The organism is Xanthomonas arboricola, from assembly GCF_002940665.1.
GTDB lineage: Bacteria > Pseudomonadota > Gammaproteobacteria > Xanthomonadales > Xanthomonadaceae > Xanthomonas > Xanthomonas arboricola_B.
The window spans coordinates 657,853-676,142 of the sequence record NZ_MIGY01000003.1; the positions used below are offsets into that span (position 1 = coordinate 657,853).

Genomic DNA, 18,290 nt, shown 5'->3' on the forward strand with positions numbered 1-18,290 from the left:
GCGCGGTCAACCGGCAGAGACACCACCTTGATCTCTTGAATTCACGCATCGCACGCTCCGCGAGCAGCGCTACTGCGTCTGCGATGCGGGATGCAGCCAGCCCGCATCGCCGTCCAGGTAATGCTCGTGCTTCCAGATCGGCAACCGCGCCTTGATCTCGTCGATGATGAAACGACAGGCATCGAATGCGGCGCCGCGATGCGCTGCGCTGACACCGACCCACACCGCCATGTCGCCGATACGCAGCTCGCCTACGCGGTGCACGCAGTAGGCGTTGACGATGGCAAACCGACTCATCGCCTCGTCGAGCACACGCTGGCCTTCGGCCTGTGCAAGTGCGGCGTAGGCTTCGTAGCGCAGCCCGGCCACGCTGCGGCCCTCGTTGTGATTGCGTACCCAGCCCTCGAAACTGGCAAACGCACCGGCATGCGGGTGCTCCAGCGCCGCACGCAAGCTGTCGACGGGCAATGGCACATCCGAAAGCGCAAACAGGGCAGTGGTCTGTTCGCGCACGCTCAACCTCCCGACACCGGCGGAATAAACACGATTTCACTGCCATCGCGTACTCCATCCTCCCAGCGCGCGAACGCGCCATCCACCGCCACGCGCAGCTGCGCCGGCGTCCAGCGCAGGCCGTGGCGCGTATCGAGTTCGGCATACAGCGCGCGCAGGTCCTGCGCCTGCGATTGCACCTGCTCGCTGGCAATGCCTGCCGCCTCACGCAAACTGGCGAAATACAGCACCGTCACGGTCGTGCTCATTGTTTTGCGCCGATATCGCGCCTGCCACCGCGCTTGGACACCAACCTGGTCGGGCCGATGCTCATGCTGTGCGACAACGCCTTGCACATGTCGTAGACCGTCAAGGCCGCCACGCTGGCGCCGGTGAGCGCCTCCATTTCCACACCGGTGCGATGCACGCAGCGCACCGTGCAACTGATGTCCAGCATCTGTTCGCCCGCCCAGTCGATTTCAAAGCGGCAGGCATCGATCGGCAACGGATGGCAGAACGGAATCAACTCGTGCGTGCGCTTGACCGCCATGGTGCCGGCGATCACTGCGGTCTCCACGATGCCGCCCTTGGCGCTGCGCAGCCCATTGGCGCGCAACTGGGCGGCTACAGCGGCCGGAAAACGCACCCGGCTTTGGGCGGTGGCGCTGCGCGCGGTGACCGCTTTGTCCGAGACATCCACCATGGTGGGCAGTCCGGAATCGTCCAGGTGGGTCAGGCGTGCGGAACGGGATTTTGCAGGCATGGGAAAGGACACGATGACAGACGCTCAGGATGCGGCATTCTCGGTGAACGGCGTGCCTGGATGGAACAGCAGTGCCTTACCCGCCAATCAAGAACATTTCCACCGGCTTGCCACGGCGCGGCGTCGATGCGCGCACCTCGCTGTAGCGGTCGCCACGCACGCTCCAGCGCGCACGCAGATGCCCGGACAATCCATGCTCGCCTTCGGCCAAGGCCGGCTTGAGGTCGTGGCCCTGGCTGGCGAACAGGCAGGTGTACAACTGCCCGTCGGCCGACACGCGTGCGCGCTGACAATCGCCGCAGAACGGCATGCTGACCGAACTGACAAAACCCAGCTCGCCCGCTCCATCGGCAAATGCATGCCGCTGGGCCACTTCGCCGGTGTAATTGGCATCCAGCGGCATCAATGGCCAGCGCGCGTGGATACGCTCGTGCAGCTGCGCGGAGGTCACCACCGCATCGGCCGTCCAGCCATTGCAGCTGCCCACATCCATGAATTCGATGAAGCGCAGCACGTGGCCGGTGCCACGGAAGTGCTCTACCAGGGGCAGCACCTGATCTTCGTTGACGCCCCGCTGCACCACGCAGTTGATCTTCAGGTGCTGGAAGCCGGCATGCTCGGCGGCGGCGATGCCGGCCAGCACCTGCGCGATCTCGCCGCGGTCGCCACTCATGCGTCTGAACAGCTGCGGATCCAGGGCATCCATGCTCACGGTGATCCGGCGCAGCCCGGCCTGGCGCAGCGCCACCGCCTGACGCGCGAGCAAGGTGCCGTTGGTGGTCAGCGCCAGATCCTCGATGCCTTCGATTAGGGTCAGGCGCGCAATCAGGCTGGGCAGATCGCGACGCAACAGCGGCTCGCCACCGGTCAGGCGCACCTTGGTGACGCCGACCGAGACGAAGGCCCGCACCAACGTTTCCAGCTGATCGAAACTCAGGCGCTGCTGCGCATCGAATCCGTAATCGTCAGGGATACGATCGGCCGGCATGCAGTAACCGCAGCGGAAGTTGCAGGCTTCGATGACCGACAGGCGCAGATCGCGCAGTGGCCGGCCATAGCGGTCCTGCATCGGCGCGGCCGCCAGATTCGGCGACAGCAAGGCGCCCATCAGGGCACCATGGCGGCTGTCGGCTCGGCCAACGGCAGATGTTGACCGGGCACGGCCACGCGATGGCCGCGTGCGCGGAGCACGTCGCCGTCGGCGTCGCTGGCGTAGTGGTACAGCAGCATGCGGCTCAACAGGTCCTGCGGATATTCCCGCTCCAAATCGTCCACCCCAGTATGCGACGGGTTGCCGTGAACGCCGCAGTCATGCGCGATGAGCTCGCTGGCATCGGCGTAGCGGGCCAGCACTTCAGGGATCGGCCGGGTATCGCCACTCCAGACCAGCGCCCCCTTCAGTCGCAGCCCGTAGGCGGTCTCCGGCCAATGGTGGCGCGCCGGGAACACTTCCAGCCGCACACCGTCGTGCCAGAACGCGTCGCCGACCGGCACCAGCTGGAACGCGTCCCAGAAGTTTGCGCCGCCCTCGGCCAGCACATTGGGGTAGTCGGCGATTCGCCGCTGCAGCAACGGCACCACCGGCGCCGGCACGTACAGGCGCGTGCGCCCGCGCCGTTCTGAGAAATAGCTGCCCACGAACAGCCGCTCGAGCCCGCCCACATGGTCCAGATGCACATGGGTGATGAAGACCGCCTGCGGCAGATGACCGTACTGGGCCTGGTAGGCAGTCAAGCCTTCGCTGCCGCAATCGATGGTCAGCCACGGCGCGCCGGCGCGCTCGATGGTGGCCATCGGCGAACCGAGCGCCACCGCCGACGCATTGCCGACCCCTTGCACACGCAACGCCCAGCTCATCAGTAGCCCCGGCCCCAGGCCAGTTCGTAAGCGCGGTGCAGGCGTTCGTAATCCTTGTCGACCTCTTCGCGGCTGCGGTTGCCACGCAACTTCAGCAGCGAGCGGTGCAGGCGCTTGAGATTGCGTTCGCGCCAGCGCGTGGCCGGAATGCGCAACACGCCGCGGTCGAAATCGATCAACCAGCCATGCCCGCCGGCATCGAACAGGATGTTGTGCGCATTGAGATCGGCATGATCCAGGCCGGCGCGATGAAAACGCGCGATCAGCCGCCCGGTTTCTTCCCACGGCGCACCGCGCCCGGCGACCTGCGCATGATCGGCGAGCGAGCGCACGTTCTCCAGGCGTTCCATCAACAACGCAGCGCGATAGCTCAGCCCCTCGCGCAAGTAACAGGCCGCCAACGGACGCGGCACCGGCAACTTGCGCTTGAGCAGTTCGCGCATCAGCCGGAACTCGGCAAAGCTGCGCGTGCGCCCAGCCCCTTTCCACAGATAGTGATCGCGACTCACGCGCGCGGCCATGCCGCCGCGCAGGTACTGCCGCAACACGCTACGACCGAACGGCGCATCCACGAACCACGCCCCGCCACGCCCGCCTTCGTCGACCGGCCGAGCCCTGTCGCCCCAGCGCTGCGGCGAAAACAGCGCCGCATCGGCTTGCCGCAGCCGTTCGCGGTCGAACAGAATGGCGCCATAGCCGCGGCCTTCGCGGTACGGCGTCAGCGCTTCGGTGGCGTCGAAAGAAACCATCCATCGAGTCTAACAACACCATGGCTTCTACGCCCGCTTCGTTATGCCTGCTGCGCCTGTCCGCCCTGGGCGACGTCACCCATGTGGTGCCGCTGGTGCGCACCCTGCAGGCGGGGTTTCCGGAAAGCCCGCTGCATTGGATCATCGACAAGGCCGGACTGAAACTGCTCGACGGCCTGCCCGGCGTGCAGTTCCACGCCTACGACAAGCGCACCGGCGTGGCCGGCATGCGCGCGCTGCGCCAGTCATTGGTGCCATTGGGTCGCTTCGATGCGCTGCTGCAGATGCAGGTGGCCTTGCGCGCGAACGTGCTGTCGGCATTCGTGCCGGCGCGGCGGCGGATCGGCTATGACCGCAGCCGCTCCAAGGACCTGCACGGCCTGTTCGTCAACGAGCGCATCGCCGACCGCCCCGGCATCCACGTGCTCGACGCCATCGGCAGCTTTGCGCAGCCGCTCGGCCTGACCCAGACCCAGGTGCACTGGGACTTGCCGGTCCCCGACGAGTCCCATCGCTGGGCACGCGCACAATGGGACGACGACGGCCGCCCGGTGCTGATGATCTCGCCATGTTCCAGTCACGCACGCCGCAACTGGTATCCCGACCGCCATGCCGCGCTGGCCGACCATGCCGCGACTCAAGGCTGGCGGATCGTGCTGTGCGGTGGCCGCAGCGAGCTGGAACGCAGCACCGCCGATGCCATCGTCGCGGCCGCGCGCGCGCCGGTGCTGGATCTTGTCGGCAAGGACACGCTCAAGCAACTCCCCGCTCTGCTCGCCCGCGCCGATCTGGTGGTCACCCCCGATTCCGGACCGATGCACATCGCCAACGCGATGGGCACCAAGGTGCTCGGCCTGCACGCGGCCAGCAATCCGCTGCGCAGCGGCCCGTATTCGGACGTGCGCTACTGTGTGGACCGTTACGACGCGGCCGCCCGTAAATACCTGCGCAAACCCGCCGACCAGCTGAAATGGGGCGCCAAGATCGAGTTCGACCAGGTGATGGCGCTGATCACCGTGGACGATGCGATTGCCGCATTCGAGCGTTATCGCAGCGATCATCCACACTAAGTATTGGTGAGGGATAGTCGCTAGAACAGGCATTCAACCGCTGCGCAGCTGCGTGCTGCGCCATGGCGCAGTGCCCAGAACAGCCAGGAAACAAGAGCGAAACACCGCCGACTCACGCGCGCGGTAGCCAACCACCGCAGCGCCAGCTGATTCAAAGTCGGGCGACACACCAGGATGCGCCGCTCACACACCGATCCCCCACTCAGTTACGCAGACCTGCAGTCAGCGACTCTCAGACGCCGGTAGCGCGATAGTCCTGATACGACTTCTCTTCCACGTACGACGAACCCAGCGCCAGATTGATCTCTTTCTTGATGCGCGCGCGCTCGTCGTTTTCGATATAGACGCTGCGCGCCAGCTGCACGAAGCTGTCGTCGAAGGTCTTCGCCTGTTCCTTCAGCCGGATGTCGTCCTCGATCACCCATAGCCGTTCGTTGACGGCCTTGAGCACAGCACGCAGACGCACGATGTCGTGGCCGGCGGCCGGATGCGCCATCCAGCTGGTCTCCAGCGCGGACAGTTCGCTGCGCACGTTGGCCAGCTTAACGGGGTCGCTCATGCGCTCGGACTTGATCTGCAGGATCGCGATCTTGTCGAGCAGCTCACCAAAGGATACGGGCACCAGGATCTCGGACATGACAGGTCTCCAATGGATAAGGGGCGGATTGTAACCAGCGCACCAGCGGGCGGTGGCGACACATAAACAAAAGCCCCCTTGCGGGGGCTGATGCGAATCTGGCGGAGAGGGGGGGGGATTCACTCGGCACTCCGTGCCTTCGCCCTGCGGGNGACAGCGATGCTGTCTGTCGAACCCGGGGCTTCTCACGCCCCCAATGCCGCCGGCGAAACTCACGCGGCACTGGCACAACTGCTCGCCTCAATCTGGCGGAGAGGGGGGGATTCGAACCCCCGAGGCGCTATAAACGCCTGCCTGATTTCGAGTCAGGTACATTCAACCGCTCTGCCACCTCTCCAGATGGTCCCAGGTGTCCCGGGGCCGTGCATCATACGGGCACGGGCGCCAAGCCACAAGCGGCCCGGGCCGGCATCGCCGGCACGACCGCAGGTCCGGGCGTGAACCCGCCCTGCGGCATCGGCGATCGGCGTGTTGCTGCGGGCCGGCCGCCCCGCGATGATGGTCACGCACTTCCTTCCTTGGCGACCCGCCCCCATGCTCGAATTCGGACACCTTACCCATGTCGGTCTGCGCCGTGACCTCAATGAGGACACGTACTACGGCGACAGCGAGCTGGGGCTGTGGCTGGTGGCCGATGGCATGGGCGGGCACGCCTGCGGCGAAGTGGCCAGCGCCCTGGCGCGCGAAACCATCGTGCGCGAGGTGCGCGCAGGCACCCCGCTGGCCCAGGCGGTACGCATCGCCGACGAAGAGATCATCAAGACCTCGCGCCGCTGCAACGACACCCTACCGATGGGCACCACCGTCGTCGCTGCGCGCGTGCTGGGCCAGCGCTTCGAAGTGGCCTGGGTCGGCGACAGCCGCGCCTACCTGTGGCGCGACGGGCGGCTGGCGCAGCTGAGCCAGGACCATAGCTACGTGCAGGAACTCATCGCCCAGGGCACGCTGACCAGCGAGCAGGCGCGTGCGCATCCGCATCGCAACGTGGTGACCCAGGCGCTGGGCGTCACCGATCCGGTCCACCTCAATGTCGCCACCATGCAGGGCGAGCTCAAATCCGGCATGCAGCTACTGCTGTGCAGCGACGGCCTCACCGAGGAGGTCGACGATACCGCGATCGCCGCGACCCTGTCGCAGGCCGACTGCAGCGCGCAGGAATGTGTCGAATGCCTGGTCGCCGCCGCACTCGATGGCGGCGGCTCGGACAACATCACCGCGATATTGGTGCGCAGCTACTGAAAGCAGCCAATCGACGCGTAGCGAGCGCCGGCGGGCGGTGAGTGCACTCGACTGGTCCTTGCCCGCCCACCGTCGCGGGACCTTACGCGGCATGGATGCCGCGTAAGAGCCTACACGCACGCACTTGCGGCGTGTCCTGCGAGGGTAAGCGGGCAAGGATCCCGCAGCCAGGCCGCAGATCACCGGCCTGCGGCGAAGAGCAAGATCATCCCGCTCCGCAATAGACCGGATTGAAGGAGCTGTTAGCCGCGCCAAGCGCGGACATCGAATCTGCATGGCAGTCATCCTGTGCGCGCTGCTCGCGCCCAGAACCGCCAGGCTTCAGCGGCGCACTGCACTCCCACACATCGCCACGCCGCGCCGCGCGACAGCCGGACACCAGTTGCCGAAAGCCGCACTACCCGGCAGCAGCCACCTCTTCGACCGGCGCATCCCACAACGCGCGCCCGGCCTTCTTGCGTAGGTACGCCAGGCGCGCCTCGTGCGCCTGTGACTCCGACGCGGTTACCACCACCCGTGCGCGCGGCAACAGCAGCGCCGGATCGAAGGTGATCATGCCCTCGCCATGCTCGCTGCGCTGGCCGGTATCGGCGCTGGCAAAGCCGATCTCTTCCTGGCCCGAGGTCAGCGCGATATACACATCGGCCAGGATCTGCGCATCGAGCAAGGCGCCATGCAACTGGCGATGCGAGTTGTCCACGCCCAGGCGCTTGCACAAGGCATCCAGCGAGTTGCGCTGCCCCGGGTAGCGCTCGCGCGCCATCATCAGGGTATCCACCACGGTGGCGCGCTCGACGATGCGGCCGTAGTTGTCGCCCAGCAGCGACAGCTCGTTGTCTAGGAATCCCAGATCGAATGCGGCGTTGTGGATGATCAGCTCCGCGCCGTCGATGTAGGCCAGGAACTCCTCGACCACATCGGCAAACAGCGGCTTGTCGGCCAAGAACTCCAGGGTCAATCCGGTCACTTCCTGCGCACCCGGTTCGAAATCGCAATCGGGCTTCAGGTAGCGATGGAAGTTGTTGCCGCTCGGGCGCCGCTCCAGCAGCTCCACCGCACCGATTTCGACGACGCGGTTGCCCTTGCGCCATTCCAGGCCGGTGGTTTCGGTATCGAGAATGATCTGACGCATGAATCCTCTTGCTGATTGCTTATGCGGTTGCGCTGCCAGCGCGCTGGGCGATGGCCTGATTGCGGGCGAGCACGTCGACACGCTCGTTGTCCGGGTCGCCATTGTGGCCTTTCACCCAACGCCAATCGATGCTGTGGCGTTGCGTGGCCGCATGCAGCCGCTCCCACAGTTCACGGTTCTTGACCGGATCGCCGCCGGCGGTTTTCCAACCGCGACGCACCCAGCCGGACATCCACTCGGTAATGCCCTGGCGCACGTATTGCGAGTCGGTATGCAGCACGATCTGGCATGGCTCGGTGAGCGTTTCCAGCGCCATGATCGCCGCCATCAATTCCATGCGGTTGTTGGTGGATGTGGCTTCGCCGCCGGACAATTCCTTTTCGCGGCCGTTGTAACGCAACAGGGCCGCCCAACCGCCCGGCCCGGGATTGCCGAGGCAGGAGCCGTCGGTATGTACTTCAATGGATTTCATCAGCTTCTGGTATGTGGAAAAGTGGTCGGTCATCAGATCGTGGCCACGGGCTGCGGCCAGCGCGAGGGCATCGCGATCGGGGTCGGCCCGATCGAAGCGGCGGCGCGCTTTTCCACTTCGAGCAGATACACCGCGCGCCAGGGGGTGCGATCGGTGCCGGTGGCGGCACGCCCGGTGCGCCAGACCGGCCCCAGATAGCGTTCGGTCTCCACGCATTGCAGCCCTGCACGCTGCGCCAGCAGCCGCCAGCGATCCGGCCGCAACGCCACCGGGCCACGCCGCGCCCAGCGGAAACGATACGGGCTCAGCGGATTGAGCGTGAACAGCCATAGCCGGCCGCCGGGCATCAGCAGCCGCTCGCATTCGGCCAGAAATTCCGCCGCGCCGCCCACCACCGCGTGCTGCACCACGATGGCCTGCAGGCTTTCGGTCGACAACGGAAACGGCAGGGCGCAGCGCGCGTCGCCCGCAAAGCGGCCGGCGCTGCGACACAACCGCAGCCCACGCCCCTGCAGGAGCTCGCGCGGCGGCAGCTCGGGCGTTGGCGTCAGCCACAACCAGGGCTGCGACGGACGTGTCTGCAACGCAGCAAGTGCCAATTTGCGCTCCAGCAGGAGCAGGCTGCGCCCCGCACCCGTTTCAAACCAGGATGAGACGCCAGCTTGACGGGAGAATGGCGTGGCAGGCATGGTCCCAATTCTATGCGACTGACCGCCCTGCCCGCATTCGACGACAACTACATCTGGGCGCTGGTCGCCAGCGGTGGCCGTGCAGTCATCGTCGATCCCGGTCAGGCCGAGCCGGTGTTCGCCGCCGCAGAGCGCGAAGGCTTCAGCCCCAGTGCCGTCCTGCTGACCCACCACCATGCCGACCACACTGGCGGCGTGGCAGCGCTGCAGCAGCGTTGGCCGGACCTTGCGCTGTACGGTCCGGCCGACGAGCGCATCCCCGCAGACGTCCGCCAAGTGGGCGAGGGTGAGCGCTTGAGCCTGCTTGGCAGCAGCTTCGACGTGCTGGAGGTGCCCGGCCATACCCGCAGTCACATTGCCTTCGTCACCGACCACCATCTGTTCAGCGGTGATACCCTGTTCAGCCTAGGCTGTGGGCGGATGTTCGAAGGTACCGCTCCTCAGATGTTCGACTCGTTGCAGCGCCTGGCTTCCCTGCCTGGCGAAACGCTTGTGTGTTGCGGCCACGAATACACCCTGGCCAACGCGGCCTTTGCGCTGCACGTCGATCCCACCAACGCTGCCTTGCAGCGCCGTCAACAGGAAGCCCAGGCCATGCGTCATGCAGCCCGTCCTACCCTGCCGATTTCGCTCAAGAGTGAACTGGCCACCAATCCGTTTTTACGCACCAGCAGTCCCGCAGTCCGCGCCGCCGTGGCCTCGCGAGCAACCGGCGCACTTTCCTCTGAGGTTGACGTTTTCGCCGAACTTCGGCGCTGGAAAGACGAATTCCGCGCATGAGGCGCCTGCTTCTGGCAGTGCTGACCGCGTCAGTGGTCATTGCACCCGCAGCCGCATCGTCCAACGACGCAAGCCGCTACAAACCCGCAGAAAGTTCGATCACCCAGACCGCCGCACCCCAGGTGCGCAATGGTCGGGAGATCTTTTCGTTGTTTCTGGACGGCCGCGCCGACCCCGGCTGCGACAGCGAACACAGCGATACACGCTGGGAACAACATTTCTCGCGCGCGCCGGCTCGCCTGGCGGACGACGCACAGGATGTGTTGCCGCTGTTCGGCTACGTGGTCGATGAATTGCGCGAAGCCGACATGCCGACCGAATTTGCGCTGATTCCATTTGTCGAAAGCGGCTATCGCCCAGGAGCCCGCAACGGCAGCGGCCCCGCCGGCCTCTGGCAGTTCATCGCAACCACTGCCCGCAACCACCATGTGCCGGTTGGCGCGCAATACGACGGCCGCCTCTCGGCAGTGGATTCCACGACGGCGGCGGTGCGTTATCTGAAGACGTTGTACGGCATGTTCGGAGGCGATTGGCGCCTGGCCCTGATGGCTTACAACGCTGGGGAGTATCGGGTGCTGCAGGCCATGCGCAGTGCAGGCATGAACGCGCAGAACGCTCGCCCGTCCGAATTGCCGGGCATGTCCAAGGTCACCTATGAGTACGTGGAAAAGCTGCACGCGCTCGCCTGCGTGCTCGACCATGCGCAGCAGCAAGGCAACTTGCTGACCTCGCTCGATCGCCCTGTATCGGTACTCACCGAACATGCGTTGCCGGTCGGCACCAGCCTCAACGCCTTTGCAGGACAGCGCGCCATCGAGCCGCAACTGCTGGCCCGGCTGAATCCGGCGCTGGCCGGCGCGCGCGCCGCACCACGCGGCGTGCACGTACTCGCCCCGATCGCGCCCGCGCAGCCTGGTGCAACAGGCAGCATGGCCGCCTCCGCCGAGACGGGCGGCATCGCCGACGTCGACGCGGCCGCTCCCACGGTCGTTGCCGCCGCGGCGACGAAGGCATCCAAGTCACAGGCGCGCACGACACATACGGTGCGCAACGGCGAATCCGCGTGGGCCATCGCACGCCGCTACGGCGTCACGGTCACGACACTGCTGGCCAGCAATGGCCTGGACAGGCGCGCCGTGCTGAAGCCCGGCATGGTGTTGTCGTTCGACGACACGCCCTGACGTAAGCCACCTGCCCCAGGCCGTGTTCCGGCCCGCCGCCCCTGCAGCGGCGCCGTCCTTTGCCCGATGCTGCGCAATGGCGCGCTGCGCAGAAGGCCGGATGCGAAAAGAGCGGATGCGCACGACGTCAGATCGGCTTCCGCAGGCATCGCCAGTGCCTGGCCCACGCGACCGCAGACGCGCTGCGCTAGCAGCCGGGACGTCCGGATGCTTTGCAAAAGACGCTGGCACCCGCCCACGGCATCGGCCAACGAAAAAGCCCGTTACCCGGGCTCTTTCTCCACCAGTCGAACAGCAGCTGTTACAGCTGCGCTTCTTCGACCTGGATCTTGTAGCGCTTGCGCATTTCCTTGACGTACGCCTGCGCCGCGTTGTTGCCGTCGATCTGGCTCAGCTGCTCGCGCAGCATGGTCTGCTGCTCGGCCGGCATCTGCTTCAGATCGCCCGGAATCGCCTTGCTGATGACGAACACCGCAAAGCGCCCGCCATCCAGCTCCACCTTGCCCACCGACGGCTTGCCTTCGGTCGGGCGCGGCGCGCTGAAGATGGCGCGGTTTGCCGCCGGTGTCGGAATCGGCGCGGTACGCGGCAAGCCCGGGATAGGCTGCACCTGCAATTTCTCGCTGGCGGCCAGTGCCTGCAGGGTCTCGCCTTTCTGCACACGTGCCAGCAATGCGTCGGCAGCCGCCGCGGCGGCCTTCTCGGTGCGGTCCGCGCGGACCGCGACGATCACCTTATCGCGCACCTTGTCCAACGGCAGGGCCGCCTCGGCGGTGTGATTGGTTACGCGCAGCACCACACTGTGGTTCGGCGCGATGGTGATCGGATCGCTCACCGTGCCGTCCTGCACCAGCGTTTCGGAGAATGCCGAACGCAGCACCGCCGGATTGGCCGCGATCCCGCTGGCATCGGCGCGCGAGAACGGGCCCAGCGTCTGCACCGGCAGGCCGACCTGCTTGGCTGCCGGCTCCAGTGCGGTGGGATTCTTGTAGACCTGGTCCACCAGCTTGCCGCTCACATCCGTAAACGCCTTATCGGCATCGGCCTTGAGCTGCTCGGCGGCAAGCTGATCGCGCACCTGCTCGAACGACTTGCCCTGGCCGCCCTTGACCTCGCGCAACTGGATCACGTGGTAGCCGAACTCGCTCTTGATCGGGCCGACCACCTCGCCTGCCTTCATCGCGAACAAGGCGTCTTCGAACGGCTTGACCATCGTGCCCTTCTCGACCCACCCAAGATCGCCACCGGCGCCCTTGGAACCGGGATCCTGCGAATTGGCCTTGGCCAACGCGGCGAAATCGGCGCCCGGCTGCTTGGCCTCCGCAGCCAGCTTGGCCGCTTTTTCCTCGGCGGCTTTCTGCGCGGCAGGATCGCTACCGGCGCTGATCAGGATGTGCGATGCCAGACGCTGATCCGGCTCGACAAAACGCGCCTTCTCTTCGTCGTAGCGCTTGCGCAGCGTCGCCTCGTCAGCGGCGGTTGCCGGCGGCAACTTGGCGGCATCGAGCTCGACATACTCGATCGTCACCGTCTCCGGTTGACGGAAATCCTGGGTATGCCCGTCGTACCACTGCTTGATCTGCGCACCGCTGACCGACGCGGTATCGGCGGCCGGTGGCGGCAGCATTGCCAGCTCCACATCGCGCGTTTCGCCCATCAGCTTGAGCAAGCGCTCGAACTCGGCCTTGGTCGCAAAGCCCGACTCGGCAATTGCCTGCGGAATCACCGACTGCTGCAAGCTGTCGCGCACCAGCGCATCGAACTGCGCCGGCGTGCGCGGCGGCGTGCCTTGCGCAAGTGCAGCGCGATACTGGTCGGGACTGAATTTGCCGTCGACCTGGAACGCCTGAATGCCGGCGATGTAGTCGCGCACCGTCGCATCGCCGATCACGATGCCGGCATCTTCGGCACCCAGACGCACGACCTGCTCGTCGACCAACTGGTCGAGCACCTGCAATTTGTTTTCGCGGGATTCGAACGTGCGCGGATCGAAATTCTCGCCCTGGCGCTGCCGTTCCTGCATGCGCGCCTGCTCGAAGCGGGAGCGGAAATCCTGCGTGCTGATTTCATGGTGCTGCCACAGCAGCGACACCGGCCACCACGACGGTGCCGATTTCCACCACGTCGGTGGCGCCTGCACCTTGGCCACGTTATTGGCGCCAATGCCGCCGAGGTAGCTGTTGTCGATGACGAACAGGAACGGAATCATCAGCAACCCCAGGATGGCGGTAGCGATCCAGCCTGACGTCTTGTCGCGAAGTTTCTGCAGCATTGGCAAATCACGGCCTGTGGGCGAGCCGCGCAGTGTAACGCGCCTGACGCCGGGCACCCAGCCCAATCCCGCACCGCATCGGGTTCGGCATGGCTTTCGGCGCACAATTGCCGCCATAGCGGCCAAAAAAAAGCCCCCGGCACGGAGCCGAGGGCTGTGTACAACTGGCGGAGCGGACGGGACTCGAACCCGCGACCTCCGGCGTGACAGGCCAGCATTCTAACCAGCTGAACTACCGCTCCGCTTTAAACTTGGACTGCTGCTTCCCCACCATTTCCGCACTGCGAATGCGGTGGAGAAAACGAAGCCCCCAATCGCTCAGGGGCTTCGGTATAACTGGCGGAGCGGACGGGACTCGAACCCGCGACCTCCGGCGTGACAGGCCAGCATTCTAACCAGCTGAACTACCGCTCCGCGCTTGAAACATGTGCCTGGTGCTTAATGGTGGGTGCTGAGGGTTTCGAACCCCCGACCCTCTCCGTGTAAGGGAGACGCTCTACCGCTGAGCTAAGCACCCTACCGAGTCGATTAGTTTACTGCATCCTTCAGGGCTTTGCCAGCCTTGAATGCAGGATTCTTCGAAGCAGCGATCTTGATGCTGTCGCCCGTCTTCGGATTGCGGCCGGTACGCTCAGCGCGCGCGCGGACCTGGAAGGTGCCAAAGCCAACGAGGGTGACGGCATCGCCCTTCTTCAGCGCCTTGGTGATTTCGCTCACAACCGCGTCAACAGCACGGCCGGCCTCAGCCTTGGAGATGTCAGCGGCAGCGGCAACGCCATCGATCAATTCGGTTTTATTCATTCTTGAAACTCCCTTTGCGGCAGATGCCGCGGAATCGACAATCGGCGCTCTTGCCGTTAGCGAAGAACCCGACACAAGTGGTATCGCATGACGCATCACAATTTGCCGCGCCCACGAGTCGTGCATTTATACCAGCGCCCCCAACAGCACGCAAGCCAAAACCCAATAACGACGCGGGTTTTGGCTTGTTTTGCCTGGGTTTAGACAAGCGGTTTCAGTGCTTGACGCGGGTGCCCGGAGTAGTACGCGACTTGCCGCGGACCGCAACCCGCGACGCGGTCTTGCGGGCCTTTTCCTTGCCCGCCTTTTTCGGCGCCAGTGGTCGTTCCAATGCGAGGTCCAGCACTTCGTCGATCCACTTGACCGGCACGATCTTCAGATCGCGCGTGACGTTGGCCGGGATGTCGGCCAGATCCTTGCGGTTCTCGTCGGGGATCAGCACGGTGCGAATGCCACCGCGCAGCGCTGCCAGCAACTTCTCCTTCAGGCCGCCGATCGCCGACACGCGACCACGCAAGGTGATCTCGCCGGTCATCGCCACGTCGGCGCGAATCGGCACCTTGGTCAACACCGACACCAGCGAGGTCACCATCGCGATACCGGCGCTCGGGCCATCCTTCGGTGTCGCGCCATCGGGCACGTGCACGTGCACGTCCTGCTTCTGCAGGAAATCCACATCGATGCCGAGTCGCTCGGCGCGCGAACGCACCACCGACAAGGCGGCCGATGCCGATTCCTTCATGACGTTGCCGAGCTGACCGGTCAGGATCAGGTTGCCCTTGCCCGGCACCAGCGTGGACTCGACCTGCAGCAGCTCGCCGCCGACTTCGGTCCAGGCCAGGCCGGTGACCAGGCCGATTTCGTTTTCTTCTTCGGCACGGCCGAAATCGAAGCGACGCACGCCCAGATACTTGTCAAGGTTCTTCGCGTTGACCGCGACCAGCGCCTTGGGCTTGCCCTTCTTGGCGACCACCTTCTTGGCATCCGGCTGCGGGCCGGCAAGCGCGATTTCCTTGACCACCTTGCGGCAGATCTTGGCGACTTCGCGCTCCAGGTTACGCACGCCCGATTCGCGCGTGTAGTACCGCACGATGTCCTGGATCGCATCGCTGCCGATCTCGATCTCTTCCGGCTTCAGGCCGTTGGCCTTGATCTGCTTGGGCACCAGGTAACGCATGGCGATGTTGAGTTTCTCATCCTCGGTGTACCCGGGGATGCGGATGACTTCCATGCGGTCCAGCAACGGACCGGGAATATTGAGCGAGTTGGAGGTGGCGACGAACATCACCTCCGACAGGTCCAGGTCCACTTCCAGGTAGTGGTCGTTGAAGGAGTTGTTCTGCTCCGGATCGAGCACTTCCAGCAGCGCCGACGACGGGTCGCCACGGAAGTCCATCGACATCTTGTCGATCTCGTCGAGCAGGAACAGCGGGTTCTTGCTGCCGACCTTGTTGAGGTTCTGCACCAGGCGGCCCGGCATCGAACCGACATAGGTGCGGCGATGGCCGCGAATCTCGGCCTCGTCGCGGATACCGCCCAGGCTCATGCGCACGAACTTGCGGTTGGTCGCCTTGGCGATCGACTGGCCGAGCGAGGTCTTGCCCACGCCCGGCGGACCGACCAGGCACAGGATCGGCCCCTTCATCTGCTTCACGCGCGACTGTACGGCCAGGTACTCGAGGATGCGCTCCTTGACCTTGTCCAGGCCGTAGTGATCGGCATCCAGCGTGTCCTCTGCGGCCTTCAGATCCTTGCGGACCTTGGTGCGCTTTTTCCACGGCACGCCCAGCAGCCAGTCCAGATAATTGCGTACCACGGCCGCCTCGGCGGACATCGGCGACATCTGCTTGAGCTTGTTGAGCTCGGCCTTGGCCTTGGTCTCGACCGGCTTGGGCATACCCGCCTCGGCGATCTTGCGCGCCAGTTCTTCCAGCTCTCCCGGTGCATCGTCCAGATCGCCCAACTCCTTCTGGATCGCCTTCATCTGCTCGTTGAGGTAGTACTCGCGCTGGCTCTTTTCCATCTGCGACTTGACGCGGCCACGGATGCGCTTTTCCAGCTGCTGCACATCGATCTCGCCGTCCACCAGCCCGACCAGCAGCTCCAGCCGCTCGCCGATCTCGGTGATTTCGAGCAGGCGCTGCTTGTCGGCCAGGCGCACGCCAATGTGCGCGGCGATGGTGTCGGCCAGGCGGCCCGGCTCGTCGATGCCGGCCAGGGTCTGCAGCAGCTCCGGCGGCAGCTTGCGGTTGGTCTTGACGTACTGCTCGAACAGCGACATCAGCGAACGCGCGATGGCTTCCACTTCGCGCGGCTCACGCGCGTCGCTGGCTTCGATCTCGATGCCCTGGCCCTGCAGCGCGCCATCCAGCTCGACGACCTTGTCGACGGTGACCCGCGACAGACCTTCGACCAGCACCTTGATGGTGCCGTCGGGTAGCTTGAGCAGCTGCAGCACCTGCGCGAGCGTGCCGACGGTATAGAGGTCGCTGGCGGTCGGGTCGTCGGTCTCGGCCGACTTCTGCGCAACCAGCAGGATGCGCTTGTCCGCTTCCATGGCTTTTTCCAGCGCGCGCATCGACTTGTCACGGCCGACGAACAGCGGAATCACCATGTGCGGAAACACCACCACGTCGCGCAGCGGCAACACCGGCAGATCGAGAACTTCTGGTTGGGACTGGGCCATGGGGCGCTCCGCAGGAATGGGGGTTTGCGGCATAAAAAAAGCCGATGGCCCCGTTATGGGGCCATCGGCGAAGTGTTGCAAGTAGCGTTTGGAAACCCTTTATCCGCGAGCGAGGCCGTGGCCCGGCGCAGCGGCATCGGGGACTCAATCGCCGGAGGCGGCCTTGGCCGGAGCCGGTTGCGCCTGGTAGATCAGGTACGGCTCGGATTTGTGCTCGATCACCGACTCATCCACCACCACCTTGCTGACGTTTTCCTGCGAGGGAAGCTCGTACATGGTGTCCAGCAGCACCGATTCGACGATGGTGCGCAACCCACGCGCGCCGGTCTTGCGCTTGAGCGCCTTCTTGGCGATTGCAGACAGGGCGTCGGGACGGAACTCCAGCTCCACGCCTTCCATGTCGAACAGCTTCTTGAACTGCTTGGTGATGGCGTTCTTGGGCTCGGTCAGGATCTTGATCAGCGCCGGCTCGTCCAGTTCCTCGAGCGTGGCGACCACCGGCAGACGGCCGACGAACTCGGGGATCAGGCCGAACTTGATCAGATCCTCCGGCTCGACCTCGGCCAGGATCTTGCCGACTTCCTGCTTGCGCTCGCTGCTCTTGACCTTGGCACCGAAGCCGATACCGCCGGCATCGTTGGAACGCTGCTGGATCACCTTGTCCAGGCCGGCGAAGGCGCCGCCACAGATGAACAGGATGTTCTTGGTGTCCACCTGCAGGAATTCCTGCTGCGGATGCTTGCGCCCGCCCTGCGGCGGTACCGAGGCCACCGTGCCTTCGATCAGCTTCAGCAGCGCCTGCTGCACACCTTCGCCGGACACATCGCGGGTAATCGACGGGTTCTCGCTCTTGCGCGAGATCTTGTCGATTTCGTCGATGTAGACGATGCCCTGCTGGGCCTTCTCGACGTCGTAATCGCACTTCTGCAGCAGCTTCTGGATGATGTTTTCCACATCCTCGCCGACATAACCTGCCTCGGTCAGCGTGGTGGCATCGGCGATCGTGAACGGCACGTTGAGCAAGCGTGCCAGCGTTTCGGCCAGCAGCGTCTTGCCCGAGCCGGTCGGGCCGACCAGCAGGATGTTGGATTTTGCCAGCTCGACGTCATCGTTCTTGCTGCGGCTCTCGATACGCTTGTAGTGGTTGTACACCGCCACAGCGAGCGTCCGCTTGGCGCGCAACTGCCCGATCACGTATTGATCCAGCACCTCGAGAATCTCGCGCGGCTTGGGCAGACTGGAGCGGGCCGACTGCGCCTTCTCTTCGAGTTCCTCGCGGATGATGTCGTTGCACAGCTCAACGCACTCATCGCAGATGAATACGCTGGGACCGGCAATCAGCTTACGGACTTCGTGCTGACTCTTACCGCAAAACGAGCAGTAGAGAATCTTGTTGCTGTCGCCGGAACGACCTTGGCGGTCTTCGCTCATGCTTCTGTTACCCAGTTACCCCACCCGATGCACGGGGGT

Annotated in this window: 18 protein-coding genes and 4 tRNA genes; 4 read left to right on the forward strand and 18 right to left on the reverse strand. The window is 64.9% G+C overall.

Features of this window, described 5'->3' with window-relative positions; translation table 11 throughout:
• Window positions 1–69 precede the first annotated feature (69 nt).
• The 6 genes from XarjCFBP7645_RS16415 to XarjCFBP7645_RS16440 form a co-directional block, all read right to left on the reverse strand.
• Window positions 70–519 (reverse strand): molybdenum cofactor biosynthesis protein MoaE, encoded by a 450-nt coding sequence (locus tag XarjCFBP7645_RS16415; protein WP_104538363.1) that lies wholly within the window; start codon window positions 517–519, stop codon window positions 70–72.
• The gene (locus XarjCFBP7645_RS16420; protein ID WP_024938437.1) at window positions 516–761 is read right to left on the reverse strand and encodes a MoaD/ThiS family protein; all 246 of its coding nucleotides are present in this window, start codon (window positions 759–761) and stop codon (window positions 516–518) included. The genes XarjCFBP7645_RS16415 and XarjCFBP7645_RS16420 overlap by 4 nt, the downstream gene beginning before the upstream one ends.
• Entirely contained in the window at window positions 758–1,255 is a 498-nt protein-coding gene (gene moaC / locus XarjCFBP7645_RS16425; RefSeq protein WP_104538364.1) for a cyclic pyranopterin monophosphate synthase MoaC, read from the reverse strand. Before moaC ends, XarjCFBP7645_RS16420 begins: the two co-directional genes overlap by 4 nt.
• Window positions 1,256–1,331: 76 nt before the next feature.
• Window positions 1,332–2,363 carry a GTP 3',8-cyclase MoaA gene (gene moaA, locus XarjCFBP7645_RS16430; protein ID WP_104538365.1) on the reverse strand — a complete coding sequence of 344 codons (1,032 nt, stop codon included), beginning with the start codon at window positions 2,361–2,363 and terminating at the stop codon, window positions 1,332–1,334.
• Window positions 2,363–3,112, reverse strand: coding sequence for an MBL fold metallo-hydrolase (locus XarjCFBP7645_RS16435; protein ID WP_104538366.1), 750 nt, complete (start codon window positions 3,110–3,112; stop codon window positions 2,363–2,365). The genes moaA and XarjCFBP7645_RS16435 overlap by 1 nt, the downstream gene beginning before the upstream one ends.
• Entirely contained in the window at window positions 3,112–3,861 is a 750-nt protein-coding gene (locus tag XarjCFBP7645_RS16440; protein ID WP_104538367.1) for a 3-deoxy-D-manno-octulosonic acid kinase, read from the reverse strand. The genes XarjCFBP7645_RS16435 and XarjCFBP7645_RS16440 overlap by 1 nt, the downstream gene beginning before the upstream one ends.
• 20 nt (window positions 3,862–3,881) lie before the next feature.
• Here XarjCFBP7645_RS16440 and XarjCFBP7645_RS16445 point away from each other — a divergent pair, with 20 nt between their 5' ends.
• Window positions 3,882–4,931, forward strand: a complete 1,050-nt coding sequence (locus tag XarjCFBP7645_RS16445) for a glycosyltransferase family 9 protein (protein WP_104538368.1) — start codon at window positions 3,882–3,884, stop codon at window positions 4,929–4,931.
• A 232-nt stretch (window positions 4,932–5,163) separates the two neighbouring features.
• On the opposite strand, the gene XarjCFBP7645_RS16450 is transcribed toward XarjCFBP7645_RS16445, so the two are convergent.
• Window positions 5,164–5,568 (reverse strand): DUF6165 family protein, encoded by a 405-nt coding sequence (locus XarjCFBP7645_RS16450; protein WP_104538369.1) that lies wholly within the window; start codon window positions 5,566–5,568, stop codon window positions 5,164–5,166.
• 246 nt (window positions 5,569–5,814) lie between these two features.
• Window positions 5,815–5,905 (reverse strand) — tRNA-Ser (locus XarjCFBP7645_RS16455).
• A 197-nt stretch (window positions 5,906–6,102) separates the two neighbouring features.
• Here XarjCFBP7645_RS16455 and XarjCFBP7645_RS16460 point away from each other — a divergent pair.
• Window positions 6,103–6,807 carry a PP2C family protein-serine/threonine phosphatase gene (locus tag XarjCFBP7645_RS16460; RefSeq protein WP_039810440.1) on the forward strand — a complete coding sequence of 235 codons (705 nt, stop codon included), beginning with the start codon at window positions 6,103–6,105 and terminating at the stop codon, window positions 6,805–6,807.
• Between the two features lie 397 nt (window positions 6,808–7,204).
• Here the strand turns inward: XarjCFBP7645_RS16460 and dnaQ are convergent, their stop codons facing one another.
• Genes dnaQ through XarjCFBP7645_RS16475 form a run of 3 tightly spaced genes read right to left on the reverse strand, consistent with a single transcriptional unit; the run spans window position 7,205 to window position 9,100 of the window.
• A complete protein-coding gene (gene dnaQ, locus XarjCFBP7645_RS16465) occupies window positions 7,205–7,939 on the reverse strand; it encodes a DNA polymerase III subunit epsilon (protein ID WP_024938429.1) in 735 nt (244 codons plus the stop codon).
• A 19-nt stretch (window positions 7,940–7,958) separates the two neighbouring features.
• Window positions 7,959–8,411: a ribonuclease HI gene (gene rnhA, locus XarjCFBP7645_RS16470; RefSeq protein ID WP_104538831.1), complete on the reverse strand. Its 453-nt coding sequence runs from the start codon at window positions 8,409–8,411 to the stop codon at window positions 7,959–7,961.
• A gap of 32 nt (window positions 8,412–8,443) precedes the next feature.
• Complete coding sequence (locus tag XarjCFBP7645_RS16475; protein WP_104538370.1) at window positions 8,444–9,100, reverse strand: hypothetical protein; 657 nt, start codon at window positions 9,098–9,100, stop codon at window positions 8,444–8,446.
• 12 nt (window positions 9,101–9,112) lie between these two features.
• On the opposite strand from XarjCFBP7645_RS16475, the gene gloB reads away from it, so the two are divergent.
• The gene (gene gloB, locus XarjCFBP7645_RS16480) at window positions 9,113–9,880 is read left to right on the forward strand and encodes a hydroxyacylglutathione hydrolase (protein ID WP_104538371.1); all 768 of its coding nucleotides are present in this window, start codon (window positions 9,113–9,115) and stop codon (window positions 9,878–9,880) included.
• Complete coding sequence (locus XarjCFBP7645_RS16485) at window positions 9,877–11,061, forward strand: lytic transglycosylase domain-containing protein (RefSeq protein WP_104538372.1); 1,185 nt, start codon at window positions 9,877–9,879, stop codon at window positions 11,059–11,061. Before gloB ends, XarjCFBP7645_RS16485 begins: the two co-directional genes overlap by 4 nt.
• Before the next feature lie 301 nt (window positions 11,062–11,362).
• On the opposite strand, the gene XarjCFBP7645_RS16490 is transcribed toward XarjCFBP7645_RS16485, so the two are convergent.
• The 7 genes from XarjCFBP7645_RS16490 to clpX form a co-directional block, all read right to left on the reverse strand.
• On the reverse strand, window positions 11,363–13,333 hold the full coding sequence (locus tag XarjCFBP7645_RS16490; protein ID WP_104538373.1) for a peptidylprolyl isomerase: 1,971 nt from the start codon (window positions 13,331–13,333) through the stop codon (window positions 11,363–11,365).
• A 165-nt stretch (window positions 13,334–13,498) separates the two neighbouring features.
• Window positions 13,499–13,575, reverse strand: a tRNA-Asp gene (locus XarjCFBP7645_RS16495).
• A 95-nt stretch (window positions 13,576–13,670) separates the two neighbouring features.
• Window positions 13,671–13,747, reverse strand: a tRNA-Asp gene (locus XarjCFBP7645_RS16500).
• A 28-nt stretch (window positions 13,748–13,775) separates the two neighbouring features.
• Window positions 13,776–13,850 (reverse strand) — tRNA-Val (locus XarjCFBP7645_RS16505).
• A gap of 11 nt (window positions 13,851–13,861) precedes the next feature.
• A complete protein-coding gene (locus XarjCFBP7645_RS16510) occupies window positions 13,862–14,134 on the reverse strand; it encodes an HU family DNA-binding protein (RefSeq protein WP_024938423.1) in 273 nt (90 codons plus the stop codon).
• Between the two features lie 214 nt (window positions 14,135–14,348).
• The gene (gene lon / locus XarjCFBP7645_RS16515) at window positions 14,349–16,820 is read right to left on the reverse strand and encodes an endopeptidase La (protein ID WP_104538374.1); all 2,472 of its coding nucleotides are present in this window, start codon (window positions 16,818–16,820) and stop codon (window positions 14,349–14,351) included.
• Between the two features lie 144 nt (window positions 16,821–16,964).
• Window positions 16,965–18,251 carry an ATP-dependent Clp protease ATP-binding subunit ClpX gene (gene clpX, locus XarjCFBP7645_RS16520; RefSeq protein WP_003483788.1) on the reverse strand — a complete coding sequence of 429 codons (1,287 nt, stop codon included), beginning with the start codon at window positions 18,249–18,251 and terminating at the stop codon, window positions 16,965–16,967.
• Between the last annotated feature and the right edge of the window lie 39 nt (window positions 18,252–18,290).